General features: G+C 67.8%; 30 protein-coding genes. 7 read left to right on the top strand and 23 right to left on the bottom strand.

The features are described from left to right. Positions 1 to 14 precede the first annotated feature (14 nt). The 3 genes from AC4GYU_RS01215 to AC4GYU_RS01205 all read left to right on the top strand — a co-directional run bounded on the left by AC4GYU_RS01215 (position 15) and on the right by AC4GYU_RS01205 (position 2,872). Positions 15 to 929 carry an ATP-grasp domain-containing protein gene (locus AC4GYU_RS01215; RefSeq protein ID WP_491085082.1) on the top strand — a complete coding sequence of 305 codons (915 nt, stop codon included), beginning with the start codon at positions 15 to 17 and terminating at the stop codon, positions 927 to 929. Beyond that, entirely contained in the window at positions 926 to 1,960 is a 1,035-nt protein-coding gene (locus tag AC4GYU_RS01210) for an LLM class flavin-dependent oxidoreductase (protein WP_491085081.1), read from the top strand. Before AC4GYU_RS01215 ends, AC4GYU_RS01210 begins: the two co-directional genes overlap by 4 nt. A 123-nt stretch (positions 1,961 to 2,083) precedes the next feature. Continuing rightward, positions 2,084 to 2,872: an arginyltransferase gene (locus AC4GYU_RS01205; protein WP_491085080.1), complete on the top strand. Its 789-nt coding sequence runs from the start codon at positions 2,084 to 2,086 to the stop codon at positions 2,870 to 2,872. Positions 2,873 to 2,876: 4 nt separating this feature from the next. On the opposite strand, the gene AC4GYU_RS01200 is transcribed toward AC4GYU_RS01205, so the two are convergent. Both AC4GYU_RS01200 and ctrA read right to left on the bottom strand, forming a co-directional pair. Further along, complete coding sequence (locus AC4GYU_RS01200; protein WP_491085079.1) at positions 2,877 to 3,545, bottom strand: VIT1/CCC1 transporter family protein; 669 nt, start codon at positions 3,543 to 3,545, stop codon at positions 2,877 to 2,879. Positions 3,546 to 3,579: 34 nt separating this feature from the next. Then, positions 3,580 to 4,293, bottom strand: a complete 714-nt coding sequence (ctrA, locus tag AC4GYU_RS01195; protein WP_491085078.1) for a response regulator transcription factor CtrA — start codon at positions 4,291 to 4,293, stop codon at positions 3,580 to 3,582. 292 nt (positions 4,294 to 4,585) lie between these two features. Here ctrA and AC4GYU_RS01190 point away from each other — a divergent pair, with 292 nt between their 5' ends. Further along, on the top strand, positions 4,586 to 5,308 hold the full coding sequence (locus tag AC4GYU_RS01190) for an RluA family pseudouridine synthase (RefSeq protein WP_491085077.1): 723 nt from the start codon (positions 4,586 to 4,588) through the stop codon (positions 5,306 to 5,308). Beyond that, entirely contained in the window at positions 5,298 to 5,708 is a 411-nt protein-coding gene (gene arfB, locus AC4GYU_RS01185; RefSeq protein ID WP_491085076.1) for an alternative ribosome rescue aminoacyl-tRNA hydrolase ArfB, read from the top strand. The genes AC4GYU_RS01190 and arfB overlap by 11 nt, the downstream gene beginning before the upstream one ends. Before the next feature lie 64 nt (positions 5,709 to 5,772). Here arfB and AC4GYU_RS01180 read toward each other — a convergent pair whose 3' ends face one another. Together AC4GYU_RS01180 and AC4GYU_RS01175 are read right to left on the bottom strand one after the other, a co-directional pair. Then, on the bottom strand, positions 5,773 to 6,522 hold the full coding sequence (locus AC4GYU_RS01180; protein WP_491085075.1) for a hypothetical protein: 750 nt from the start codon (positions 6,520 to 6,522) through the stop codon (positions 5,773 to 5,775). A gap of 111 nt (positions 6,523 to 6,633) precedes the next feature. After that, the gene (locus tag AC4GYU_RS01175) at positions 6,634 to 7,353 is read right to left on the bottom strand and encodes an aquaporin (RefSeq protein WP_491085074.1); all 720 of its coding nucleotides are present in this window, start codon (positions 7,351 to 7,353) and stop codon (positions 6,634 to 6,636) included. Between the two features lie 405 nt (positions 7,354 to 7,758). Here AC4GYU_RS01175 and AC4GYU_RS01170 point away from each other — a divergent pair, with 405 nt between their 5' ends. Next, complete coding sequence (locus AC4GYU_RS01170; protein ID WP_491085073.1) at positions 7,759 to 8,583, top strand: outer membrane protein; 825 nt, start codon at positions 7,759 to 7,761, stop codon at positions 8,581 to 8,583. On the opposite strand, the gene AC4GYU_RS01165 is transcribed toward AC4GYU_RS01170, so the two are convergent. Beyond that, positions 8,571 to 8,972: a reverse transcriptase-like protein gene (locus AC4GYU_RS01165; RefSeq protein WP_491085072.1), complete on the bottom strand. Its 402-nt coding sequence runs from the start codon at positions 8,970 to 8,972 to the stop codon at positions 8,571 to 8,573. The genes AC4GYU_RS01170 and AC4GYU_RS01165 overlap by 13 nt on opposite strands. Continuing rightward, on the bottom strand, positions 8,969 to 9,787 hold the full coding sequence (locus AC4GYU_RS01160; RefSeq protein WP_491085071.1) for an SMI1/KNR4 family protein: 819 nt from the start codon (positions 9,785 to 9,787) through the stop codon (positions 8,969 to 8,971). Before AC4GYU_RS01160 ends, AC4GYU_RS01165 begins: the two co-directional genes overlap by 4 nt. A gap of 72 nt (positions 9,788 to 9,859) precedes the next feature. On the opposite strand from AC4GYU_RS01160, the gene AC4GYU_RS01155 reads away from it, so the two are divergent. Continuing rightward, entirely contained in the window at positions 9,860 to 10,114 is a 255-nt protein-coding gene (locus AC4GYU_RS01155) for a YdeI/OmpD-associated family protein (RefSeq protein WP_491085070.1), read from the top strand. A gap of 11 nt (positions 10,115 to 10,125) precedes the next feature. Here the strand turns inward: AC4GYU_RS01155 and nadA are convergent, their stop codons facing one another. The 17 genes from nadA to pgsA all read right to left on the bottom strand — a co-directional run bounded on the left by nadA (position 10,126) and on the right by pgsA (position 22,589). Beyond that, positions 10,126 to 11,145: a quinolinate synthase NadA gene (nadA, locus tag AC4GYU_RS01150; protein ID WP_491085069.1), complete on the bottom strand. Its 1,020-nt coding sequence runs from the start codon at positions 11,143 to 11,145 to the stop codon at positions 10,126 to 10,128. Between the two features lie 21 nt (positions 11,146 to 11,166). Then, positions 11,167 to 11,901, bottom strand: a complete 735-nt coding sequence (locus AC4GYU_RS01145) for an adenylate cyclase (protein WP_491085068.1) — start codon at positions 11,899 to 11,901, stop codon at positions 11,167 to 11,169. Positions 11,902 to 11,970: 69 nt separating this feature from the next. Further along, a complete protein-coding gene (locus AC4GYU_RS01140; RefSeq protein ID WP_491085067.1) occupies positions 11,971 to 12,675 on the bottom strand; it encodes a DUF4230 domain-containing protein in 705 nt (234 codons plus the stop codon). Continuing rightward, positions 12,663 to 13,496, bottom strand: coding sequence for an MBL fold metallo-hydrolase (locus tag AC4GYU_RS01135; RefSeq protein ID WP_491085066.1), 834 nt, complete (start codon positions 13,494 to 13,496; stop codon positions 12,663 to 12,665). The genes AC4GYU_RS01140 and AC4GYU_RS01135 overlap by 13 nt, the downstream gene beginning before the upstream one ends. Positions 13,497 to 13,549: 53 nt before the next feature. Then, positions 13,550 to 14,026: a hypothetical protein gene (locus AC4GYU_RS01130; RefSeq protein WP_491085065.1), complete on the bottom strand. Its 477-nt coding sequence runs from the start codon at positions 14,024 to 14,026 to the stop codon at positions 13,550 to 13,552. 72 nt (positions 14,027 to 14,098) lie between these two features. After that, on the bottom strand, positions 14,099 to 15,358 hold the full coding sequence (locus AC4GYU_RS01125) for a glycosyltransferase (protein ID WP_491085064.1): 1,260 nt from the start codon (positions 15,356 to 15,358) through the stop codon (positions 14,099 to 14,101). Between the two features lie 265 nt (positions 15,359 to 15,623). Further along, entirely contained in the window at positions 15,624 to 15,938 is a 315-nt protein-coding gene (gene grxD / locus AC4GYU_RS01120; protein ID WP_491085063.1) for a Grx4 family monothiol glutaredoxin, read from the bottom strand. A gap of 4 nt (positions 15,939 to 15,942) precedes the next feature. Further along, positions 15,943 to 16,179, bottom strand: coding sequence for a BolA family protein (locus AC4GYU_RS01115; protein WP_491085062.1), 237 nt, complete (start codon positions 16,177 to 16,179; stop codon positions 15,943 to 15,945). A gap of 4 nt (positions 16,180 to 16,183) precedes the next feature. Next, positions 16,184 to 16,510: a DUF1476 domain-containing protein gene (locus tag AC4GYU_RS01110; protein ID WP_491085061.1), complete on the bottom strand. Its 327-nt coding sequence runs from the start codon at positions 16,508 to 16,510 to the stop codon at positions 16,184 to 16,186. Between the two features lie 106 nt (positions 16,511 to 16,616). After that, positions 16,617 to 17,153 (bottom strand): fasciclin domain-containing protein, encoded by a 537-nt coding sequence (locus AC4GYU_RS01105; RefSeq protein WP_491085060.1) that lies wholly within the window; start codon positions 17,151 to 17,153, stop codon positions 16,617 to 16,619. Between the two features lie 80 nt (positions 17,154 to 17,233). After that, on the bottom strand, positions 17,234 to 18,229 hold the full coding sequence (locus AC4GYU_RS01100; RefSeq protein ID WP_491085059.1) for an NADPH:quinone oxidoreductase family protein: 996 nt from the start codon (positions 18,227 to 18,229) through the stop codon (positions 17,234 to 17,236). Between the two features lie 55 nt (positions 18,230 to 18,284). Further along, on the bottom strand, positions 18,285 to 18,569 hold the full coding sequence (locus AC4GYU_RS01095) for a DUF6694 family lipoprotein (RefSeq protein ID WP_491085058.1): 285 nt from the start codon (positions 18,567 to 18,569) through the stop codon (positions 18,285 to 18,287). Continuing rightward, the gene (locus AC4GYU_RS01090) at positions 18,566 to 20,059 is read right to left on the bottom strand and encodes a S41 family peptidase (RefSeq protein ID WP_491085057.1); all 1,494 of its coding nucleotides are present in this window, start codon (positions 20,057 to 20,059) and stop codon (positions 18,566 to 18,568) included. Before AC4GYU_RS01090 ends, AC4GYU_RS01095 begins: the two co-directional genes overlap by 4 nt. Positions 20,060 to 20,081: 22 nt before the next feature. After that, positions 20,082 to 20,717, bottom strand: a complete 636-nt coding sequence (locus AC4GYU_RS01085; protein ID WP_491085056.1) for a CoA transferase subunit B — start codon at positions 20,715 to 20,717, stop codon at positions 20,082 to 20,084. Continuing rightward, the gene (locus tag AC4GYU_RS01080) at positions 20,717 to 21,439 is read right to left on the bottom strand and encodes a CoA transferase subunit A (protein ID WP_491085055.1); all 723 of its coding nucleotides are present in this window, start codon (positions 21,437 to 21,439) and stop codon (positions 20,717 to 20,719) included. Before AC4GYU_RS01080 ends, AC4GYU_RS01085 begins: the two co-directional genes overlap by 1 nt. Before the next feature lie 215 nt (positions 21,440 to 21,654). Continuing rightward, positions 21,655 to 21,951, bottom strand: a complete 297-nt coding sequence (locus AC4GYU_RS01075; RefSeq protein WP_491085054.1) for an SCP2 sterol-binding domain-containing protein — start codon at positions 21,949 to 21,951, stop codon at positions 21,655 to 21,657. Positions 21,952 to 22,022: 71 nt separating this feature from the next. Continuing rightward, positions 22,023 to 22,589: a CDP-diacylglycerol--glycerol-3-phosphate 3-phosphatidyltransferase gene (gene pgsA, locus AC4GYU_RS01070; protein ID WP_491085053.1), complete on the bottom strand. Its 567-nt coding sequence runs from the start codon at positions 22,587 to 22,589 to the stop codon at positions 22,023 to 22,025. Positions 22,590 to 22,599: the final 10 nt, after the last annotated feature.

The raw sequence follows: 22,599 nt of genomic DNA, 5'->3' as shown, positions 1-22,599 counted from the left end.
TATCGAGGAAGCGAATGCCCGAGCTTGCCATAATCTACGAACATCCCCTGTGGTTCGAGCCGCTGTTCGCCGCGCTCGACGCCCACGGCATCGAGCATGTGAAGATCGCGATCGGCGACCATGGCTTCGATCCTGCGGGATCGCCGCCGCCGGCCCCCGTCGTCTTCAACCGCGTCGCCATGTCGAGCTTCCTGCGCGAGCCCGAGCATCCGCTCTATTACGCCATGGCCCTGCTCGATCACTGGCGGGGGCAGGGGGCGACCATCCTCAACGGCCCCGAGGTGATGGCGGTCGACAGCAGCAAGGCGCGCCAGCTGAGCCTGCTCCACCGCCTCGGTCTCGCCACGCCGCGCACCCGCATCGTCCACCGCACCGCCGACCTCGTCCGCGCCGCGCGCGACATCGGCTATCCCCTGCTGGTGAAGGCCAATGTCGGTGGTTCGGGCGCCGGCATCATGCGCTTCGACAGCGAGGCCGAGCTGTCCGCCGTGGTCGCGGCGGGCGAGGGGCCGAGCTCGGTCGACCGGGTGCTCCTCGTCCAGGAATCCATTCCGGCGCGCGACGGCGTCATCTGGCGGATCGAGACTCTCGGCGGCCGCTTCCTCTACGCCATCCGGGTCGACGGCGCCGGCCAGTTCGACCTCTGCCCGGCCGACGCCTGCGCCGACGATCGGGGAACGCCCATCGCCATGACCGCCTTCGAACCCCCGGCCGACATCATCGCCGGGGCCGAAGCCGTTGCCGCCGCCATCGGCATGGACATCGGCGGGGTCGAAGTGATGATCGACGACCGCGACGGCGCGGCCAAATTCTACGACATCAACGCTCTGTCGAACTTCGTCGCCCGCCCGCGCGACGTGCTCGGCTGGGATCCCCACGACCGGCTGGTCGAGTGGCTCAAGACGCGCATCGCAGAGGCACGCAAATGAGGTTCGGCTACTGGATGCCGGTGTTCGGTGGCTGGCTTCGCAACGATCCCGACGAAGGCCCCGCGGCAAACTGGGAAGCGGTCAAGGCCCTCACCCTTCGCTCGGAAGAGACGGGCTGGGACCTGACGCTCATCGCCGAGCTCTTCCTCAACGACATCAAGGGCGTCGAGCAGCCCGCGCTCGATGCCTGGAGCACCGCCGCGGCGCTGGCCGCAGTGACCCGCTCGATCGAGCTGATGGTCGCGGTCCGGCCCAACTTCCATCACCCCGCCTTGCTCGCCAAGCAGGCCGCGAACATCGACCGCATCGCGAACGGCCGGCTCGCGCTCAACGTCGTCTCGAGCTGGTGGAAGACCGAGGCCGAGCAATATGGCCTCGCCTTCGACGAGCATGACGACCGCTATGCCCGCACCGCCGAATGGCTGACCGTGGTCGACGGGCTGTGGCGCGAGGAAAGGTTCAGCCATGCCGGGGAGCGCTACCAGCTCAAGGACGCGCTCCTCTCGCCCAAGCCGGTGCGCCGTCCGATCGTCTATGCCGGAGGTGAGAGCGAGGCCGCCAAGATGCTCATCGCGACCCAGTGCGACGCTTATGTGATGCACGGCGACACGGTCGAGGCGATCGCGCCCAAGATCGCCGACATGCGCGCGCGGCGGGCGCGGGCGGGCGGGCCGCCGATGCCCTTCGGCATGGCCGCCTATGTGATCGTCCGCGACAGCGAGGCGGAAGCCGCCGCGGAGCTCGCCCGGATCACCGCCATGCCGGCGACCCCGCCGCCGGGCTTCGCCAATTTCGACGAGTGGCTGTCGGGCACCCAGCTCGAGCGCACGCTCAAGCTCCAGGAATATAGCGTCTCCAATCGCGGGCTCCGCCCCAACCTCGTCGGGACCCCGGCGCAGGTCGCCGAGCGCATCCGCGCCTATGAAACGGCCGGGCTCGATCTCCTGCTGCTCCAGATGAGCCCGCAGGCCGAGGAAATGGACCGCTTCGCCGAAACGGTGATGGCGCCGATGCGGGCCGGCCGGCTGTAGCGCTGACCCGAAGCGGTACAGTCTTTGGTCTTAACCATTTTTGCCGGGGAGCGGGGACTTTCCATGCGCGTTGGTCGAGCGCATAAACACTTTCGTAACCATTTCTGACCCGAAGGCCCCGGCTTGAGCGCTCCGTTCCGCTTCCCGAAATTCTTCGTCACCTCGCCCGCCCCTTGCCCGTACCTGCCGGACAAGATCGAGCGGAAGGTGTTCACGGAGCTGTCGGGCCAGCATGCGGGCGAACTCAACGAGGCGCTTGGCCGGATCGGCTTCCGCCGCTCGCAGTCGGTGGCCTATCGCCCGAGCTGCATCGACTGCCAGGCCTGCGTCTCGGTCCGCGTCTCGGCCCACGAGTTCGAGCCCTCGGCGACCCAGCGCAAGCTGATCCGCCGCCACGCCGACCTCGAAGTCACCGCCTGCAAGCCCTGGACCACCGAGGAACAGTTCGACCTCCTCCGCCGCTATCTCGCGGTCCGCCACCCCGGCGGCGGCATGGCCGAGATGGACGAGAATGACTTTGCCGACATGGTCGAGCAGACCCCGGTCCGCACCTATGTCGTCGAATATCGCGAGCCCTCGGTCGACGGCCGCCCCGGCCGGCTCGTCGGCGCCTGCCTCAGCGACCAGCAGAGCGACGGGCTGAGCATGATCTACAGCTTCTACGATCCCTCGCTGAGCGACCGGAAGGGCCTCGGCACCTTCATCATCCTCGACCACATCATCCGCGCCGCCCGCGCCGGCCTGCCCTATGTCTATCTCGGCTACTGGGTCGATGGCTCCGACCGCATGGCCTACAAGGCCAAGTTCCGCCCCATCGAAAAACTCGGCCGCGACGGCTGGAAAAGGTTCGAGCCGGGTGCGGTCGTGTCCGGCACGCCCCGGGTCGAGGGCGCGGGCCTCACCAAGGTCTGAGCGTCTAGCCGACCGCAGTCCCGAACAGGCGGCCGACGCCGGCGGTGACGAGCATGGCCATGGCGCCCCAGAAGAAGACCCGCAGCACCGACCGGCCGAGCGGCGCGCCGCCGAGGCGGGCGCCGGCTGCGCCGAGGATGACGAGGCACAGTAGGGAGACGGCGACCACGGCCGGGATCAGCATCGCCGCGGGCGCGAAGGGCACCGCCAGGAGGGGCGCGGCGGCGCCGGCGGTGAAGGTCAGGGCCGAGGTGATCGCGGCCTGGAGCGGCCTTGCGGTGGTGATCTCGGAAATGCCGAGTTCGTCGCGGGCATGGGCGCCGAGCGCGTCATGCGCCATCATCTGCCGCGCGACCTCGAGCGCGAGGGGCTTCTCGACCCCGCGTGCCTCGTAGATCCGGGCCAGCTCGAGCGTCTCGGCTTCGGGGATGGCGGCGAGCTCGGCCCGTTCGCGGGCGAGGTCGGCCTGTTCGGTATCGGACTGCGAGCTGACCGAGACATATTCGCCCGCGGCCATCGACATGGCACCCGCGACCAGCGCGGCGATGCCGGCGATGAGCACTTCGTTCCGCCCTGCGGCCGAGGCGGCGACGCCGACGATCAGGCTCCCGGTCGAGACGATCCCGTCATTGGCGCCGAGCACGGCCGCGCGCAGCCATCCGATCCGCTCCATGGCATGGCGCTCGCCATGCCGCGGAGCAATCTGGTCAGGCAACCGCCGCTTCGGGGAGGTCCATGCCGGCCTCGCCCGCGTCGCGCAGGACGTAGCCGCGGCCCCACACCGTCTCGATGTAATTGTCGCCGCCGCAGGCGAGGCTCAATTTCTTGCGCAGCTTGCAGATGAAGACGTCGATGATCTTCAGCTCGGGCTCGTCCATCCCGCCGTAGAGGTGGTTGAGGAACATTTCCTTGGTGAGCGTGGTGCCCTTGCGGAGCGAGAGCAGCTCCAGCATCGCATATTCCTTGCCGGTCAGGTGCACCCGGGCGCCGTCGACCTCGACCGTCTTGGCGTCGAGATTGACCGCCAGCTTGCCGGTGCGGATGACCGACTGGCTGTGGCCCTTCGAGCGGCGGACGATGGCGTGGATGCGGGCGACCAGCTCGTCGCGGTGGAACGGCTTGGTGACATAATCGTCGGCGCCGAAGCCCAGGGCCCGGACCTTCGAATCCATCTCGCCGATGCCCGACAGGATCAGCACCGGGGTCGCGACCTTGGCGGTGCGCAGCTTCTTGAGCACGTCATAGCCGTGCATGTCCGGCAGGTTCAGGTCGAGCAGGATGATGTCGTAATCATAGAGCTTGCCGAGATCGAGGCCTTCTTCCCCGAGGTCGGTCGTGTAGACGTTGAACCCCTCGGTCCCGAGCATGAGCTCGATCGACTTGGCGGTGGTCGGCTCATCCTCGATCAGCAGAACGCGCATTTCTCAATTCCCCCGTTCAAGGAGCAGCCAAGCGTTACGACGGCTTAACGGCCCTGAAGCGTGCATTAACCATTCGCCGTGTCGCCTGAAAAGGTTAACATGACCTAAACATCTGGATTCCAGCGGAATCGTTGCTTTGCGGCATCAGTTGTCCACAGGCCCCGCGGCGCGGCCTCCCGGCGTTCCATCATTGCCCATCATAGGCGCACCCGGCCGGGCGGGCGTCGGAAGCCGCCGAAATCTCCTCGCCGCGGCATTTCCCCAAGCGCGGCGGATCGGGTAGGGCCCGGCGATGCTGCTCAGCGACCTCACCCTCTTCATCGACGGCGAAGCCCTGGTGATCGACAAGCCCGCAGGCCTTCCCGTCGACACGCCCAAGCGCGGAGGGGAAAGCGTCGAAAGCCGCCTCGACGAGCTCAAATGCGGCTTCAAGCGGCTGCCGACCGCGATGCACCGGCTCGACCAGGACACGTCGGGTTGCCTCCTCTTCGCCCGCCACCCGAGCGCCCGCGCGCTGTTCCAGCAGGCCTTCGAAAGCGGCGCGGTGGAGAAGACCTATCTCGCGCTGGTCGCGGGCGAGATCGCCGAGGCCGAGGGCGAGATCGACCTGCCGCTGGCGAAGAAGAGCAGCGCCGAGGCCGGCTGGCGAATGGTCGGCGATCCCAAGGGACAGCGCGCGGTCACCCGCTGGCGCCGGCTGGCGAGCCGCGACGGCCGTACCCTGATCGAATTCCGCCCGCTGACCGGCCGGACCCACCAGATCCGGGTCCACGCCCGCGAAGGGCTCGGCGCGGGGATCGTCGGCGACCGCGTCTATGGCGTCCCGGGCGGCCCGATGCTGCTCCACGCCGCGCGGCTGGTCATTCCCCGCCCGAAGAAGCCCGCGATCGACGTCAGTGCGCCGCTCCCCGTCCACTGGGGCGCGTGGGCCGACCTCGCGCCCGCCTCCGCACCGGCGCCGGCGCTGCCGGACGCCGAACTGCCGGAAAGCGGCGGGGAGGACGATGCGGCCTGACGAGATCGTCCTGCCCGAGGAGGCCCTGTCCGAGACCTTCCTCGCCTCGACCGGCCCCGGCGGGCAGAACGTCAACAAGGTCGCGACCGCCTGCCAGCTGCGCTGCGACGTCTATGCGCTCGGCCTTGCGCCCTATGCCTATGAGAAGCTCAAGGTCCTGGCGGGCTCGAAGCTGACCCAGGGCGGCGAACTCGTGATCACCGCCCGGACCCACCGCACGCGCGAAGCCAATCGCGAGGAAGCCCGCCGGCGCCTGCGTGACCTCCTCGCCGAGGCCCACCACCGCGACGCCCGCCGCCGCCCGACCAAGCCCAGCCGCGCCGCCAAGGCCAAGCGCGTCGACACCAAGAAAGGCCGCGGCGCCGTCAAGGCCATGCGCGGCAAGGTGTCGCTGGACTGAGCGGGGAAGAGATCAGGCCTAGCCCGGCCAACGTCGAACCTGCCGGATTACTCACTGGGAAGAGCTAAAGTGAGTCCGGACCGCATCGATGGAAGTTGTAGTCCGACTCGGCCTGGTCTTGCTTTCCGAAGCAAATACCATCGGCTCGCAACTCCTGCTGAATATCTCCGGCCTCGCTGCAGGCAGGTTCGGATCCATCTCCTCCTAAGTCGAGGCTCCCTCGGCACTTCTCGTTGACCGAAATCCACCGTTTTACACGCGCATCTTCGTAGAAGTCTTCGCTTGGGCCGGTTATGGGAAGCGGTGTCGGTTCGACCACCTCTTGTGTTTCCGATGAGGCAGCATCGCCGCTGCCCAGACCCTTAGCCTTCAAGGCGTCGGCCACGGCGATCATGATAGCCAAGTTGGCTTGGAGTGGGGTTACAGACGCCTTAGCATTAACGACCACGTCGTCGCCTTTTGCTGCCGGTCGGATGACATAGTCTACCATCGAACCGCTAGGCAGCGTGCCCGAACAAGACACCTCTCTGATGTCCTGATTTCGGGCCGTCATGCTGCTGTTGCTGAGCACAATGTCACCGCCTGCATCCAGCAATCTGCGATATTGAGCCTTCGTTTCGCCAAGCGCGAGCGTTCCGATCACGGTGCGATTGATGAGAGTGTCCGCGCAAACACTGGCGTCGCCGGCCGCAAGTTTGTCGAGCACGCTTGAGATGCCATCCTTTGCGGAAGAGCCCTCATTTGCGTCGCCGCTGCCTGCCCCTTGGCAGCCTGCCATTGCGAAGGCGATAAGTACGCATACAAAATTACGCATCCAAGCTAGTCCCTGTTGATCGAAGCTGCGAGCTTCCCCGCTCGCGGGGCCTTCTCCAATACCGACCTTAAAAATTGCCCTTATTTGACGCTGCGATTTCCTCAAGGGAGATCAATGGGCGCGTGGCGTATGCGGAGGGAAGGGGCGGTGGTCGCTGGCGCAGTCTTGGACGAACAGCCACCGCGCGACCAGCGCACCGGCCGCCGCGCCGCCAAGCTGCGCGAGCACGAACATCGGCACGTCGCCGGGGGCGATGCCTGCGAAACTGTCGGACAGGCTCCGCGCGACGGTGATCGCGGGATTGGCGAAGCTGGTCGATGAGGTGAACCAGTAAGCCGCGGCGATATAGAGCGCGACGGACGGGGCGACCCATTCCCGCCGGTGACGGACGGTCCCGAGGATCGTCAGGACAAGCCCGAAGGTGGCAACCGCCTCGCCGGTCCACTGGCCCAGTCCCGATCGGCCCTTGGCCGAGATTTGGAGCAGCGGGAGGTCGAACATCAGGTGGGCGGCCCAGACGCCAAGGATCCCGCCGACGAGCTGCGCAAGGATGTAGACGCCTGCGTCCCGCCAGCGAAGCTCGGCTCGCGCCGCCGCGACCAGGCTCACCGCGGGGTTGAGATGCGCGCCCGAGATCGGCCCGAGCATCGTGATCAACACGAACAGCATCGCGGCGGTGGCAAGCGTATTGCCGAGCAGGGCGATAGCGACGTTCCCGCCCGACAGGCGCTCCGCCATGATTCCGGACCCGACGACACAGGCGAACAGCAGGAAGGCACCCAGCCCCTCGCTGGCGAGCCGCCGCACAAGCGGAGGTTCAGCCGCCGTCATCGAACCCGCGCTTCGTCGCCGCATCCCGGCCGTATCATGAGCATGACCCGCATCGTCTCCCGCTAGCGGGACAACGTTACGGACCCGCGACGTTGTCCGGCAAGTCCGCGCTCTCGCATGGGTGCGGCATTGCCTTGTAGGACATTTGCGTGCATTTGAACCCATGTGGTTCATTCCGGCTCGCTGCACTGTTATTCCGGCATCCGATAGAGGTCGAATGCCCATTGCAGGGGCGGGGGAAGACACACCCCGCGAGTGTGTCAACTTCGTCAACTTCGCCCCGCGGCCAGCGCGGCTTCAGGCAGAGAAAATGCCTCTCGCCATCGCCCGTGCATCCACCGCGCGGCTGCTTCCGTATCTCCCACGCATGCGCCCGACCACGGGCAAAGACAGGGAGAAAAGACCATGCGCCGACTGATCGTCACGGGCCTTCTGGCCATGCCCTTCGCTGCCGCCGCCACCCCCGCTGCCGCCCAGGGCGCGGCAAGCTGGACCGGCTTCCATGTCGGCGCGCGCGCCGGGATCACCGACGTCCGCGGCGGCAATGAGCGGATCGAGTTCGATACCAATCTCGACGGCAATTTCGGCGACACGGTCCGCACCGCCGCGGGCGCCGACGCCTTCTCGCCGGGCTTCTGCAACGGCGCCGCGCTCGACCGGGTGCCGACCGCGGGCTGCCGCAAGGACAAGGAAAAGGGCGATTTCGCCATCCAGGCGGGCTATGACCAGCAGTTCGGGTCGCTGGTGGTCGGCCTCGTCGGCGAGGTCGGGCGCAGCTCGGTCCGCGACGCCGTCTCGGCCTTCAGCACCACGCCGGCCTTCTACACGATGGAGCGACGGCTGCGGACCAATGCCGCGCTTCGTGCCCGCGCCGGCGTCGCCATCGGCGACACGCTGCCGTTCGTGACCGCGGGCATCGCCACCGGCAAGATCCGCCATCGCTTCGCCACCAGCAATACCGCCAACACCTTCGTCGAGCGCGGCACCGACAGCAATGTCACGGGCTTCCGCTACGGCGCCGGTATCGAGCAGCGCTTCGGCCGGCTCGCAGTGGGCGCGCTCTATCTCGGCACCCGCTACAACGACAATGACTATCGCGTCCGCGCACAGGGGCCGGCGCCCGCGACCAACCCCTTCATCCTGACCAACGCCAACGGCACCGACTTCCGCCGCAGCGACGACAAGCTCACCACGCACAGCTTCAACCTGACGCTGAGCTACCGTCTCTGAGCCAGGGCCGTCCCGCCGCGCCGCGCTTCGAGCGCGATTCCCGCGAGGTTCTGCGTTCTCGGAACCCAGCGGAGTCGGCGGGGCGGTCCCGCCGCGGCCGCTTCGTCGAACCGGGCCTTGTGCACGATCGACGAGGCGGCCGGGCGAACCGCGCCGCGGGCCTGGTAGATGATGCTCCGGCTGTCGCCGAGGAGGTCGAAGGCCGTCGCGCCGCTTTCCTGCGCGAGGCGAAGGGCGCAGGCGAGCGCCAGCCACTCGGCCTCGCTGCTGCTGCCCATCCCGAGGTCGTCGAAATAGTGCACCGCGCCGCGAATCACGACCGCGACCTCGATCGGGCCGGGATTGGGTCGGCAGCCCCCATCGAAATAGACCTTGAGCGGCCGGCTCACAGGAATTGGCCGGGGGCGCCGAGCAGGCGGCGGGCGCCTTCGTGGAAATGGTCGACCGCGGGCGACTTGAGGCGGAATTCGCGCAGGACCGTCTCGCCCGGCGCCTTGCCGAGCCGGACATTGCCGCTTTCGAGAAGGTCGGCGATCCAGCCGAGGAAGCGACCGAGCGACGGCGCGAGCACGACCTTCACGTCCTCGTCGCGGCCGAACAGGATGACCTGCCCGATCCGCCCGCCGGGCCATGGCGCGAGATCGATGCCGATGCTGTTGCCCGAGCCGTCGGCGGTGAGCGGGATCCAGCCGGGATTGGCATAGGCCGGGTCGACCGCGCCGGCGGGCCAGCTTGCGCCGCGCACGACATAGGGATTGTCGCCGAACTGGGCGATCACCTTGCGCCAGGTCTTCCACTCGTTCGCAGCGGCCTCGAGCGACAGGAAGGGAAGGCCGTAGAGATGGCCCCAGCGGTCATTCTCCTCGCCGTCGTGCCACCGGTAGAGCTGGCGCCAGGCGCGGGGGAGGGGACGGCCGACCAAAGCCTCGAACCGCGCGATCGCCGCGTCGCCGGCGGGTGGGTTGAAGGCGTAGCGGGGATCGCGAAGGTTCTTCGCATACCAGGCGTCAAGCCGCGCGAGGACGGGCGCAATATCCTCGTCGAGCATCGGCTTGGGCCGGCCCGGCGGGCGGGTCGGGCGGGGGAGGTCGGCGGCCTGTTGCGACACGGGCCGGCGGGCACAGGCGAGGGGCAGCAGGCCCGACAGGATGGCGCCGCCGGCGAGCGAGCCGCCAAGGATGATCATGCGCCGCGTCGGATCCATCGCCGCCTGTCCCTAGGGCCCATTCCCTAAGGAGCGGTTTGCCCGAGCGCCGCGGGCGTTGAAAGAAGCGTCATGGCGACGAGCGACGCACTGGCCGGCGGAACGGTCCACGAATTGCCGGCAGACCTCGAGGGCGCCCTCCGCGCCGCCCCTGCCGCGCTCGCGACCTGGGCCGACATCACCCCGCTCGCCCGCAACGAGTGGATCTGCTGGGTGACCAGCCCGAAGAAAGCCGAGACGCGCCTCAAGCGCATCGCCTGGGGCATTGAAAACCTGACCGACGGCAAGCGCCGTCCCTGCTGCTGGCCCGGCTGCAAGCACCGCTAGGGAGCGGGCTTTCAGTCCTGCTCGCCTTCCGCGCGGAAGGGGACGACGGGGCGGCCGACGTCGCCCTGGCCGACGGTGCGGCCGGCCATTTCGAGCATCCGCTCGAGCGGCACGCGGGCGCGGTCCATGAGGTCGGGGTCGAGTTCGATCCGCGGCTCGAGGTCGCGCAGCGCGACGTAGAGCTTCTCGAGCGTGTTCAGCGCCATGTAGGGGCACATGTTGCAGTTGCAGTTGCCGTCGCCGCCGGGGACCCCGATGAAGGTCTTGTGCGGGGCGGCCTTCTCCATCTGGTGGATGATGTGCGGCTCGGTCGCGACGAGGATGACGTCGCTGGGGCTGTTGATCGCGAAGTCGAGGATCGCGCGGGTGCTGCCGACATGGTCGGCATGGTCGACGATGTGCGGCGGGCACTCGGGGTGCGCGGCGACCGGGGCGCCGGGATATTGCGCCTTCAATTTAAGCAGCTCGGTCTCGCTGAAGGCCTGGTGGACGATGCAGATGCCCGGCCACAGCAGCATCTCGCGGCCGGTCTTGCGGGCGAGATAGCCGCCGAGGTGGCGGTCGGGGCCGAAGATGATCTTCTGCTCCTTCGGGATCTGGCTGAGGATTACGTCGGCGCTGGACGAGGTGACGATGATGTCGCTCTGCGCCTTCACCGCCGCCGAGCAGTTGATGTAGGTCAGCGCGATATGGTCCGGGTGCGCGGCCCGGAACGCGGCGAACTGGTCGGGCGGGCAGCTGTCCTCGAGGCTGCAGCCGGCGTCCATGTCGGGCAGGATCACGGTCTTCTGCGGGGACAGGATCTTGGCGGTCTCGGCCATGAAGCGCACGCCGCAGAAGGCGATGACGTCGGCGTCGGTCGCGGCGGCCTTGCGGCTGAGGTCGAGGCTGTCGCCGACGAAGTCCGCGAGGTCCTGAAGCTCGGGCTTCTGGTAGTAATGGGCGAGGATGACGGCGTTCCGCTCCTCCTTGAGGCGCTGGATCTCGCCGAGCAGGTCGACGCCCTTGAGGCTCTGTGCGGGTGCGGTCATGCGCCCGAGATAGGCGGCGCGTCAGGCTCCGGCAATGCCGGCGGCGACCTCCTGGAAGGCGGGCATCCGCGACAGCAGTTCGGTGCCGAGGTGGGTGATCACCAGCACCAGCGCGATGACCAGCGTCGCGGGGTGGACCCGGCCCAGCACCTTGCGGTCGTGGCGGGCGATGATCGCGACCATGCCGAGCTGGATGACCATGGCGACAAGTTCGCCCACGGTCTGTCCGGTGAGGGGCATCGGAATGAGGCGGCCGAGCGCCGGTTCGGAGATGAGGATGCCGCTGCCCACCATCAGGCGGCGATGCCATTCGACCTGGCGGCGCTTCGCGATGGCGAGGCCGATCACGCCGGCGAAGGCGATCACTCCGACGACGTTCAGCGCGAGGAAGAAGGCCGAGGTGAAGAAGGGCGGGACTCGCCCGATCGCGATGGCATGGACCCCGGTAAATGCGCCGACAGCGACCACCGCCATGGCAAGCAGGAGGGCGACCCAGCCGGTCTTGCGATGGATAGCGACCTGGCCCGCGCTGACGAGCCAGCTCTGCACGACATACATGCCGAGCCAGGCGACCATGACGGCACCGTGGACGTGAAGGAAGGCGGGCGCGGTCATCACGTTGGTGAAGCCGCGCAGCTGGAATTGGATGAAGCCGAACAGGATGAAGGCGGTCAGGAGGACCGCGAACCGGGTGAAGAAGGCCTGGTCGGCCATGAAGCCGCGAGTCGCGCCGGCGGGCATTACTGTGCTTGCCATATCGGATCCCCTGTTCACCGCTCCCCTGCGGCTACCGGGCTCCGGCTATAGCGGATTTAGCGCCGGAAGTCAGTTCCCCTGGCGATCCTTGAGGACCTGGTCGATCGTGCGGCTGACGTCCCAGCGCTCGCCGTCCTGCGTGCCCGAAGTCGGAGTGATGACCCGCACGGTGACGGGACCGAGGCCGGCCGCATCGAGGGGCGAACGGGCGAGGTCGGCGACGACCTTTTCGGCATTGGCCTGAGCGCGGGCGAGGTTGGTGGGTTCGGCCGCGACCTCGTTGGCCTTGGCGGTAGCGAGCTGCGAGGCGCGCCGGGCAAGATTGGTCGAGGCGCCGCGGGTGACGAATACGCCGCGGGTGCCCTCGACGGCGCGATTGGCCTCGTCGATGTTGGGGGCCTCGGGAGTGACGATCGGGACCCGGATGGTGAGCGTCCGGCGCTCGGGCTCCCAGCGATAGTCGTCGGCGCCAATGCCCGAGAGGTCGAGCGTGTAGCCGACGCTGTAGGGGATGGTCGCCTTCTGCGAGGAGCGAAGGAAGGAGACGGCGCCGGGATCGACGGTGGTCACGTCGAGCGTGCCGCGGACCTCCCCGACCTTGAGCGCGGCCTTGTTCGAGAAAGTGGCGGAAAGGACGCGGACGATGCCCTGCGCCTGCGCCAGTTCCTCTTCGACCCGGCGCTTGTCGGCCTGGCGGTCGGCCCACCAGAAGATGCCACCGAGAACAAGCGCCGCGATCAGCAGCAGCGGCCAGTAACGTTTCAGACCTTCCATGTGTCGCCAACGCGGGTGACGGCGCCGCGCTCCTCAAGGGTGATGAGATGGGCGAGCGCGGTGGCTTCGGCAGCCGGGACGAGGCGCGGATCGAGCGCGGGGTAGGCGCGGGCAGTCAGTTCGGTGACGGTGCCGGGCGTGTCGCCGGCAAGGCGGAGAAGCTGGTGCTCGCGCTGGACGCGGTGGGTGAGGAGGCCGCGGACCAGTCGCTGCGGATCCTCGACCGGCTCGCCATGGGCAGGATGGTAGATGGTCTCGGACCGGCGCTGAAGTTTCTGGAGGCTGGCCATATAGTCGCCCATGTGGCCGTCGGGCGGAATGACGACGGTCGTCGACCAGCCCATGACATGGTCACCGCTGAATAGGCGTTCGCCAGCCGCGAAGCAGAGGTGGTTAGAGGTGTGGCCGGGGGTGTGCACGGCCTCGACCTCGGTTCCGGCAAGCGCGATCCGCTCGCCGTCGGCGAGGATGCGGTCGGGCGCATAGTCGGGATCGAAGCCCGCTTCCTGCCGTCCCGGCACGACCAGCGGCGCGCACCCGACGATCGGCGCGCCCGTGGCGGCGGCGAGGGGGGCGGCCCCCGGGCTGTGGTCGCGGTGGGTATGGGTGACGAGGATGGCGTCGACCGGACGGCCGGCGATCGCGGCCAGCAGCGCATCGATATGGCTGGGGTCGGCGGGGCCGGGATCGATCACGGCGAGCCGATCGGCCCCGACCAGATGGACCCAGGTGCCTTCGCCGGTGAAGGGCGAGGGATTGGGTGCAAGCACCCGCGCGAGATCTGGCCCGAGCGGGTAGAGGCGGCCGGGCGCGTGGGTCACACGGGCGTCAAAGCAGAGGAGCAGCCTTGCGGCAACTCCTCTGCTCCTCCCTGTTATTTCTGGCCCGACTTCAGCTGCGCGATCCGAGCGTCCATCTGGGCGAGCACCTTGGCGCGGACGTCGTCGGGAATGTCCTTGTTTTCGGCAATGCGCTGGTGCGCACGCTCGAGCGCTTCGAGCTGATTGCCACCCTTGGTGCAGACGAGGATCCGGGTTTCGGACTTCTTCCCGTCCTTTTCGCCCGAGGCCTGCGAGTCGAAACGCGAATCCTTGTCGCAGTCGGCGAGCATGGTCGCATTGACGCCCTCAATGCGGCGGACATGCTCGTCATGCATGGCGCTTCCGGGCGCGGCCTTGCCGTCGCGGATGATCATGATCTGGCGGCGCTCGACCTTGGCCTTGGGATTATCCCTGGAGTCGCCCGAGCGAAGGATGACGACCTCGTTGACGACCTTCTGGCCGGGCGTCGGTGAAGGCGGCGCCGGCGGTTCGGGATGAAGCGCGGCGGCGAGCAACAGCATGGATAGCACGGTCAGTCCCCCTGATCGTTCGTGGTGTCAAAGGGGTGCCGAATTCCCGCTAAACCGCGGATGAACGAGACGTCAGGCTTCGACCAACGACCCGCTGGCGACCACCGGCGTATGGCTCTGCGCAATGCGGCGGTGGGCAAGCGCCGCCGGGACGATGGTCCCGAACAGCTGCTCCATGCTGTGCGCCCAGCTATATTCGCCGGCGACATAGGCGCGGCCCTTCTCGCCCATGGCGCGGAAATCCTGGCCGAGGACGGCCTGGATGTTGCCGGCCATGGCGATGCTGTCGCCGACCGGGCCGAGCAGGCCCATGCCGGGAAGGATCCGATCGGGCATCGCGCCGCCATCCACCCCGACCACCGGCAGGCCCGAGGCCTGCGCCTCGATCACCGAAATGCCGAAGGTCTCGTTGGGCATCGCCGAGACGTAGAGGTCCGCGCTGGCGAGCCAGCGGGCGAGTTCGCTGCGATCCGTGACGAAGCCCGGCGTGATGATGCGCGGGTCGCCAAGTGCCTCGAACTGCTCCTTCTGCGGACCCTGGCCGAGGATGACGAGCTTCGCGCCGAGGCTCTCGGGCAGGCGGCGGAAAGCGTCGACGACGATGTCGGGCCGCTTCTCGATGTCGAGGCGGCCGACGTAGATGAGCAAGGGCTGGTCGTCGGATAGGCCGAGCGAGGCCCGCAGGGCAGGGTCGCGCCGCTCAGGCCCGAAGTCCGACAACTCGACCCCGAGCGGGAGCAGACGGACGTCCTCGACCCCGAGCGAGCGGAGCAGCCGCGCGCCGCCGCTTTCGGACAAGGCGTAGACCGCGTCGAACTGCCGGTAGAGGCGGCCGCAATAATTGTAGCAGAGCCGGCCGGCGGCCTGCGCCAGGCTGTCGGGCATCACCTTGGAGAAGGGCCGTTCGACATAGACGGTCGGAAAATCGGTCATGTAGCCGGCGATCAGCGCGCAATCGGGATGATCGCGGCGATGGCGGAGCGCGGCCCACGGAAGATTATAGGCGTCCTGGCACTCGACGACATCCGGGCGGAAGCTGGCGAGTGCCTTGCGGACCGCGCGATTGCGCAGGAGCAGCCGGTAATTGGGGCTGAAGGGGACGCTCGGGCTCTTGAGCCAGACGGTGATCGCCCGCCCGCCATGGCTTTCCTCGATGACGTCCTCGGGCCCGGGGAGGATCATCAGGTGCGTGTGCGGGGTATTGGCAAGGATATGCGCACGCTTCGCGCGCAGATAGGTGCCAACGCCTCCGCCCACCGCCGACCAGCTCTGGGTCAGATCGGCGAGAAGAAGCGGGCGCTCGGGCGAAAAAGGCGGCTGAAGGGCGTTCACGTAGCGGGGCAATGCTTCTCGGGGCACAAAGTGCCGTAGGCGACATTCGGTTCGGCGCGATGTGTCGGATCCGTTGACACTCTTGCCGACGATCTCAGCCCTCTAAATATCAAAAATGGCAGAAAACAGGCGCCGAGACCAAAATGGCACGAAGGCTGCTTCTTGTATGCCGTCCACTTTGGTTCCACGCCAAACAGAGGGGCGGCAAGACGGTTTCTGGTCCCGTCTCGCCGCCCCTTCTTGTTTCCGCCGAGGGTGGAGAGGCTCAGGCGCCCGCTCCGACCAGGGTCATCAGTTCGCCGCTCTCGAACATCTCCATCATGATGTCCGAGCCGCCGACGAACTCGCCCTTCACGTAGAGCTGGGGAATGGTCGGCCAGTCGCTGTACGCCTTGATGCCCTGGCGGATTTCCTGGTCCTGGAGGACGTCGACGGTCTCGTAGGGAACGCCGAGATGCTCGAGGATGGCGATCGCGCGGCTCGAGAAGCCGCACTGCGGGAAGAGCGCGGTGCCCTTCATGAAGAGAAGGACGTCATTGCCCTTCACCAGGGCGTCGATGCGCTCGTTGGCGTCGCTCATGTTCTTACTCCTGTGGGGCGGCGGTGGTCAGCTGGAGGGCATGCAATTCGCCCCCCATGCGATCGCCGAGGGCCCGGTAGACGAGCTGGTGCTGGCGGACCCGGGGCAGGCCGGCGAAGGCGCTGCTGACCACGGTCGCGGCATAATGGTCACCGTCGCCGGCAAGATCGCGAATCTCCACCCGGGCGTCGGGCAGGGCTTCGCGGATCAGGCGCTCGATCTCGGCGGCGGGCATGGGCATCGGATCAGCCCTGCGCTTCCATCAGCTGGCGGCGGGCTTCGCTGGTCTTGTCGAGCAGCGCCTGGCGGATCGCCGCATCGTCGATGTCGATGTTGGCGGCGGTAAGGTCGCCAAGCAGCTTGCGGATGACGTCCTCGTCGCCGGCTTCCTCGAAGTCGGCGCGGACGACGTCCTTGGCATAGGCTTCGGCTTCGACCGGGGAGAGCTTCATCAGGCCGGCGGCCCAGTGGCCGAGCAGCTTGTTGCGCCGGGCGATGACCCGGAACTTCATTTCCTCGTCATGCGCGAACTTGGTCTCAAAGGCGCGTTCGCGGTCGTCGAAGGTGGTCATGCAAGCTCCTGAGCCTTGGTGTGACCGGCGAAATAGGGGCTTGGCGTCAACTCGTCCAGCGGAGGCGGCGGTCCGAACCGGCCGCCGCCTCCGCCGGGCGCATGGATCAGGGCATGACTACGCCGTCGATCGCGTGGATCACGCCGTTCGAACCCTGAATGTCGGCATTGATCACATGGACCATGCCGCCCTTGGCATCGGTCAGCATCACGGTGCTGCCCATCAGGCTGGCCTTCAGCGTGCCGCCCTGCACGGTGGTCAGGGTCGCGGTGCCGCCGCCCTGCTTGATCAGCTCGAGGATGCGCGCGGCCGGATAGCGACCGGCGACGACATGATAAGTGAGGATAGACTGGAGCTGCGCCTTGTTGGCGGGCTGCACCAGCGTGTCGACGGTCCCAGCCGGAAGCTTGGCAAAGGCGCCATTGGTCGGCGCGAATACGGTGAACGGACCCTTGCCGCTCAGCGTCGTCGCGAGGTCGGCAGCCGTCACCGCGGTGACGAGCGTGGTGAAGTCCGGGCTGGCGGCGGCGAGTTCGACGACCGAGCGGCCCGGCTCGGACTTCATGTGGTGATCGAGCGCGGCGGCGGGGCTGGCGGCAAGGGCGAGCCCGGCGGCGGCCGCGAAGAGGGTGGTGAAGCGCATTCCTGTCTCCGTTGTGCGTTCTGGCCGGACGGAGATGGGCGCGCATCGCCGGGAGTGGAGGTGGGCTTTGGGCCGTGCCCTCAGATCTCCACCACCAGCTTCCCGATCACCTGCCGCGCGGCCATGGCCGAGATGGCCTCCCCGGCACGCTCGAGCGGGTAGGTGGCGCTGACCCGCGGCGCGATCTTGCCGGCGTCCCACTGGGCGAACAGCTCGTCGACATGGGCCTGGTTGGCCTTGGGATCGCGGGCAGCAAAGGCGCCCCAGAAGACGCCGCGCACGTCGCAGCTCTTCAGCAGGGTGAGGTTGAGCGGAAGGCGGGGGATTCCGGCCGGGAAGCCGACCACGAGATAGCGTCCCTCCCAGGCGATCGAACGGAGCGCAGGCTCGCAATAGTCGCCGCCGACCGGATCGTAGATGACGTCCGCGCCCTTGGGGCCGACCGCGGCCTTGAACTGCTCGGCGAGCGCCTTGCTCGATTCCTTGTCGAACGGGCCACGCGGGTAGACGATCGTCTCGTCGGCGCCGGCTTCGCGCGCGGCGGCGGCCTTGTCCTCGCTCGAGGCGGCGGCGACGACCCGGGCGCCGCGCGCCTTGCCGAGTTCGACCGCGGCAAGCCCGACCCCGCCGGCGGCCCCCAGCACGAGAAGGGTTTCGCCGGCCTTCAGCTGGCCGCGATCCCACAAGGCATGGATCGAGGTCGCGTAGGTCAGGAGGAGGGCCGCGCCATCGGTGAAGCTGCGGCCGGCGGGGAGGCGGAAGGCGCTCTTCGCCGGGAGAACGATTTCCTCGACCAAGCCGCCGAAGCCGGGCACCGCGATCAGGCGGTCGCCGACCGACCAGCCCTCGACGCCCTCGCCGAGCCCGATGACCTCGCCGGCGATTTCGCCCCCCGGCGCGAAGGGGCGGGGCGGGCGCATCTGATATTTGTCCTCGATGATGAGGACGTCGGGATAGTTGATCGCCGCCGCACGGACCCTGACCAGCAACTCTCCGGGGCCGGGGGCGGGGGAGGGGAGGTCGGACAGCTGGAGCGTGTCGGGGCCGCCGGGTGCGGTGCTGAGCAGGGCTTTCATGGCACTCCTTGTAGCTGGGCCCGGGCCGGGGTCCAGTTCGGTTGCGGCGGCCGGTTCAGCGCTGGCGCTGGCGATAATCCTCGACCACCTCGGCGGCGGTCATCTTGTCGAAGGTGGTCCGGCGAAGCTGATCGGCGTCGCTCGCGCCGAAGCGCCGGGTGGGGACGGTCGCCAGCGCGCGGTCGAAGTCGAGCCGGTCGCCAGCGGGAAGGTCGCGCCGGGCCATGACCGCCGACTGCTCGAACGCCTCCTGCGACGAGCCGTCGATCACCGTCGGCCCGGACGGCCCGCAGCCCGCGAGGAGCGCGATCGCCAGCAGCGGAAGGACGGTCGCCTTCACGTGCGCGCGCTGGCGAGGGTCGGCACCCAGCGTTCGAGGGTGCCGGTATCGTCGATGTCGCCAGGGAAGCGGAAGCGGGGGATGGCGGGTTCGTTGGAACCGCGCTTGCGGCCGCGATAGACTTTCATCGGGACGCTGATGCTGGTCAGGCCCGAGGGCAGGGTTCGGTCGCGAATTTCCATATACAGGGTGTCGGCGCTGGTCGGACGTCCGATCTGGATGGCGCCGAGCGACGTCCAGAGGTCGACGGCATCGAGGCAGGCCGAGGCGCAGGACGCGTCGGTCAGGACGTAGACGGGGTGGGGAAGGGGCGCGGGAGCCGACGTGGCGGCCGGCGCTGCCGGCGGAGTGGCGGCAGCATCGATATCGACATGGCGCCACAGCGCCTGCCGGCGCGCGACGGCCATGCCGAGCCCGCCAATCACCGAGCGGAACCAGCTGTCGGCCTCGGGCGAGAAGCCTTCGGTGCCATGACGTTCCTCGTAGGCGGAGGTGATGGTGACGAGATTGGCGGGCGAGGCGCGCCAGTCGACCTGGACATCACTGCCCTTGAGCGCGGCGAGCGCGAGCGGGCCCCATAAGGCGTCGGCCATCTGGCGCGACCAGTCCGACGAGCCGCCTCCGTTGCCGCGGAGGTCGAGGACGATGGCGGGCGAGGCGAGCAAATGTTCGCGCTCGGTTCGGAGCCGGGCGATCAGGGAGGGAAGGGCCTTCGCCGCGGCGGATCCGCTGTCGCCGCTGAACGAGGGCGCCGAAATCCACTGCACGCGGCCTTCCGTTTCGCGAAGGCCGAAGGGACGGTCCGACGCGCGCCGCATCTTGCCGAGAAGATCGCCGACCCGCGCCGGCGCAAGCGGCCGCCAGTTGAGCACGACCTTCCGTGTCTTGCCTTCGACCCTGAAGCTGCATTGGCGGGCGCGGGGGATGAGCTTGCTGCTTTCGTCGATGAACAGCAGCGCGCCCCAGCGCTGGCGCTGGGCTTCGAGCTGCCAGCGGCCCCACATCGTTCCCAGCGTCGCTTCGGCATAGCGCTCGGCGATCATGCCGTCGCAGGCGACCAGTTCGGCGCCGCTCGGAACGGACTGGTTCGGCTCGGCGGTCGCGACGACGATCCGGCCGCGGCCGTCATAACGGGTCGCGAAACCGGGCCAGCTTACCTCGTTCGGCGTGTCGCCGCGCGCGCCGAAGCCGAGGTGTCCGTCGTTGAAGGCGGACACGTAGATGCGGAGGGGGAAATAGTAATCGGCGTAGCTTCGGGCACTCTTCGCCCGTTCGAGAGCGATCGCCAGCTGCCGGTCGTTGGTCGCCGCAAAGCCGGGGTCGAGCGGGTTGACCGGCCCCGGGTGATTGGCGGCGATGTCGTCGTGCAACGCCTTTGCGTCGGCGGCTAGGGCGGCCCCCCAGTCGCGTTCCGCGGGCGGGGCGGCAAGGATCGGCGCCGCAAGAAACAGGGCGGCCGAAGCGGCCATCCACTTCACGTCACGCAGCATCCTTGCCCCCTCCCGCCGGCTGTCAGCTCTCGTAATGCGCCGTGGTCTTCTCCCGCACCTCGTCGGCGGTGACGCCCGGGGCGATCTCGACCAGCCGGAACGGGCTCTGGTGATCGGGGCGCTGGAAGACCGCGAGGTCGGTGATGATCATGTCGACGACATTCTTGCCGGTCAGCGGGAGCGTGCAGGACGGGATGAACTTGGGGCTGCCGTCCTTGGCGTTGTGCTCCATGACGACGATGATCTTCTTGACGCCGGCGACGAGGTCCATCGCGCCGCCCATGCCCTTGATCATCTTGCCCGGGATCATCCAGTTGGCAATGTCACCGCTTTCGCTGATCTCCATCGCGCCAAGCACGGCAAGGTCGATGTGCCCGCCGCGGATCATGGCGAAGCTGTCGGCGCTCGAGAAATAGCTCGTCTTGTCGAGCTGGCTGACGGTCTGCTTGCCGGCGTTGATGAGGTCGGGATCGACCTCGTCGTCGTAGGGGAAGGGCCCGATCCCGAGCATCCCGTTTTCCGACTGGAGGGTCACCTCCATGCCCGCGGGCACGTGGTTGGCGACAAGCGTCGGAATGCCGATGCCGAGGTTGACGTAGAAGCCGTCCTGCAGCTCCCGCGCGGCGCGCGCGGCCATGTCGTCACGAGTCCAGGGCATTATGCGGCCTCCCGTTCGCGGACCGTGCGGAATTCGATCTTCTTGTCGTAAGGGCTGCCGAGGATCAGGCGCTTCACGTAGATCGACGGCAGATGGATGGCGTCGGGATCGAGGCTGCCGACCGGGACGATCTCCTCGACCTCGGCGACGCAGATCCTGCCGCAGGTGGCCGCGGGCGCGTTGAAGTTGCGTGCGGTCTTGCGGAAGACGAGGTTGCCCGCCTCATCGGCCTTCCAGCCCTTGATGATGGCGAGGTCGGCGCGGATACCCCGCTCGAGGATATAGTCTTCAGGCCCATTTGGGCCGTCGAAGCTCTTCACTTCCTTGCCTTCGGCGACCTTCGTGCCGACGCCCGTCTTCGTGTAGAAGCCGGGGATGCCGGCGCCCCCGGCGCGCATCCGCTCGGCGAGCGTACCCTGGGGGCAGAATTCGACCTCGAGCTCGCCCGCAAGATACTGGCGCTCGAATTCCTTGTTCTCGCCCACGTAGGAGGAGATCATCTTCCGGATCTGGCGCGTGCGGAGCAGCTTGCCGAGGCCCTCATTGTCGATTCCGGCATTGTTGGAGGCGACGGTCAGGTCCTTGACCCCGCTGGCGACGATCGCGTCGATCAGCCGCTCGGGAATGCCGCACAGGCCGAACCCGCCCGCGGCGATGGTCATGCCGTCGTGCAGCAGGCCGTCAAGCGCGGCCGCGGCATCGGGATAGATCTTCTTGGCCATCAATCCTCCATGGTGCCCGAGCGCCGCTACGCAAAGTTGAATCACTTTTCAACTTTGGCTGGCGGTGCCGGTGGGCCTGGCGGTCCTGATGATATGGGGAAGGGCCGAGGGCAAGCCGCTTTGCCCCTTCTGACGGCGCAATCCCGAGGCCGTGATTCAAAAGTCCCGGCGCGCCTCCGTGAGGCGGCCGGGACCTTGAAAGAGTGTCGGTGGGATCAGCGCAGCTTGGCGAGGACGCCCTGGAGCTGCATCGCGTTCGACATGTCGCCCTCGACCTTGAGCTTGCCGGTCATGAAGGCGGTCATGCCGTCGAGCTGGCCGGCGGCCATGGCTTCCCAGTCGGCCCAGCTGACCTTGAGGGTGGTGTCGGCGGCGCCGTCGTCCTCGGTCACCTGATTGTTCTGGCCGTCGAGCATGATCGCGCCTTCGTCGCCGAAGTGAAGCTTGACCTTCTTGCCCGGCACGAACGCGCCGGCGTCCTGCATCTTCTGAACCAGTTCCTGCTTGGTCATCGCCTGTGTCCTCCTGACATTGTTGTAGGTAAGCCGGTAACGGGCGGTTCGGGACGGGGCAAGGCTGCCCCTCAATCCATGTGCTTGAGCCCGATCCGAAGATAGTCCCAGCCGGTGATGACGGTGAGCGTGGCCGCCGCCCAGAGGCTGGCGAGGCCGGTCCAGTGCACCCACTCGGCCTGCGGGACGGCGCCGGCGAGGATCAGGGCGCCGAGCGCGACCAGCTGGAGGGTCGTCTTCCACTTGGCGAGGCGCGACACGGGCATCGAGACATGCAGCGGGGCAAGGAATTCGCGGAGCCCCGAGACGATAATCTCGCGCAGGAGGATGATGAGCGCGGGGACGATATGGAAGCCGTGGATGATGGGCTCTGCGCCGATCTGGCGGGTCGAGACCAGCATCACGATCACCGCGGCGACCATGATCTTGTCGGCGATCGGATCGAGGAACTGGCCGAGCCGGCTGATCCGGCCCTGCGCACGGGCGAGATAGCCGTCGAAATAATCGGTGATGCCGACGATGCAGTAAAGGACGAAGGTCACGAGATAGTCGAGCGGCGCCGGAGTCCACAGCAGGAACACCAGGATCGGCACCGCGAAGATCCGCGACAGGGTCAGGAGGTTGGGCAGCGACAGCATTGCTCGGGCG

The organism is Sphingomonas sp. SP2, from assembly GCF_058313385.1.
The sequence above is the reverse complement of the archived record's forward strand: the minus strand, read 5'-3'. Positions and strand labels throughout refer to the sequence as shown.

What these genes read in the sequence shown, in the direction of transcription:
- grxD (WP_491085063.1), bottom strand. Translation starts at nt 15,938, where the DNA reads ATGAGCGACGCCAACGAGCGCATCGACGCCCTGGTGAAGGGCAATGAC.
- AC4GYU_RS01090 (WP_491085057.1), bottom strand. Translation starts at nt 20,059, where the DNA reads ATGCTGCGTGACGTGAAGTGGATGGCCGCTTCGGCCGCCCTGTTTCTT.
- AC4GYU_RS01190 (WP_491085077.1), top strand. Translation starts at nt 4,586, where the DNA reads ATGCTGCTCAGCGACCTCACCCTCTTCATCGACGGCGAAGCCCTGGTG.
- nadA (WP_491085069.1), bottom strand. Translation starts at nt 11,145, where the DNA reads ATGACCGCACCCGCACAGAGCCTCAAGGGCGTCGACCTGCTCGGCGAG.
- arfB (WP_491085076.1), top strand. Translation starts at nt 5,298, where the DNA reads ATGCGGCCTGACGAGATCGTCCTGCCCGAGGAGGCCCTGTCCGAGACC.
- AC4GYU_RS01145 (WP_491085068.1), bottom strand. Translation starts at nt 11,901, where the DNA reads ATGGCAAGCACAGTAATGCCCGCCGGCGCGACTCGCGGCTTCATGGCC.
- AC4GYU_RS01105 (WP_491085060.1), bottom strand. Translation starts at nt 17,153, where the DNA reads ATGCGCTTCACCACCCTCTTCGCGGCCGCCGCCGGGCTCGCCCTTGCC.
- AC4GYU_RS01085 (WP_491085056.1), bottom strand. Translation starts at nt 20,717, where the DNA reads ATGCCCTGGACTCGTGACGACATGGCCGCGCGCGCCGCGCGGGAGCTG.
- AC4GYU_RS01075 (WP_491085054.1), bottom strand. Translation starts at nt 21,951, where the DNA reads ATGACCAAGCAGGAACTGGTTCAGAAGATGCAGGACGCCGGCGCGTTC.
- ctrA (WP_491085078.1), bottom strand. Translation starts at nt 4,293, where the DNA reads ATGCGCGTTCTGCTGATCGAGGATGAGCCGACCACCGCCAAGTCGATC.
- AC4GYU_RS01115 (WP_491085062.1), bottom strand. Translation starts at nt 16,179, where the DNA reads ATGCCCATGCCCGCCGCCGAGATCGAGCGCCTGATCCGCGAAGCCCTG.
- AC4GYU_RS01080 (WP_491085055.1), bottom strand. Translation starts at nt 21,439, where the DNA reads ATGGCCAAGAAGATCTATCCCGATGCCGCGGCCGCGCTTGACGGCCTG.
- AC4GYU_RS01110 (WP_491085061.1), bottom strand. Translation starts at nt 16,510, where the DNA reads ATGACCACCTTCGACGACCGCGAACGCGCCTTTGAGACCAAGTTCGCG.
- AC4GYU_RS01160 (WP_491085071.1), bottom strand. Translation starts at nt 9,787, where the DNA reads ATGGATCCGACGCGGCGCATGATCATCCTTGGCGGCTCGCTCGCCGGC.
- AC4GYU_RS01180 (WP_491085075.1), bottom strand. Translation starts at nt 6,522, where the DNA reads ATGCGTAATTTTGTATGCGTACTTATCGCCTTCGCAATGGCAGGCTGC.
- AC4GYU_RS01170 (WP_491085073.1), top strand. Translation starts at nt 7,759, where the DNA reads ATGCGCCGACTGATCGTCACGGGCCTTCTGGCCATGCCCTTCGCTGCC.
- AC4GYU_RS01155 (WP_491085070.1), top strand. Translation starts at nt 9,860, where the DNA reads ATGGCGACGAGCGACGCACTGGCCGGCGGAACGGTCCACGAATTGCCG.
- AC4GYU_RS01215 (WP_491085082.1), top strand. Translation starts at nt 15, where the DNA reads ATGCCCGAGCTTGCCATAATCTACGAACATCCCCTGTGGTTCGAGCCG.
- AC4GYU_RS01200 (WP_491085079.1), bottom strand. Translation starts at nt 3,545, where the DNA reads ATGGAGCGGATCGGATGGCTGCGCGCGGCCGTGCTCGGCGCCAATGAC.
- AC4GYU_RS01100 (WP_491085059.1), bottom strand. Translation starts at nt 18,229, where the DNA reads ATGAAAGCCCTGCTCAGCACCGCACCCGGCGGCCCCGACACGCTCCAG.
- AC4GYU_RS01210 (WP_491085081.1), top strand. Translation starts at nt 926, where the DNA reads ATGAGGTTCGGCTACTGGATGCCGGTGTTCGGTGGCTGGCTTCGCAAC.
- pgsA (WP_491085053.1), bottom strand. Translation starts at nt 22,589, where the DNA reads ATGCTGTCGCTGCCCAACCTCCTGACCCTGTCGCGGATCTTCGCGGTG.
- AC4GYU_RS01140 (WP_491085067.1), bottom strand. Translation starts at nt 12,675, where the DNA reads ATGGAAGGTCTGAAACGTTACTGGCCGCTGCTGCTGATCGCGGCGCTT.
- AC4GYU_RS01175 (WP_491085074.1), bottom strand. Translation starts at nt 7,353, where the DNA reads ATGACGGCGGCTGAACCTCCGCTTGTGCGGCGGCTCGCCAGCGAGGGG.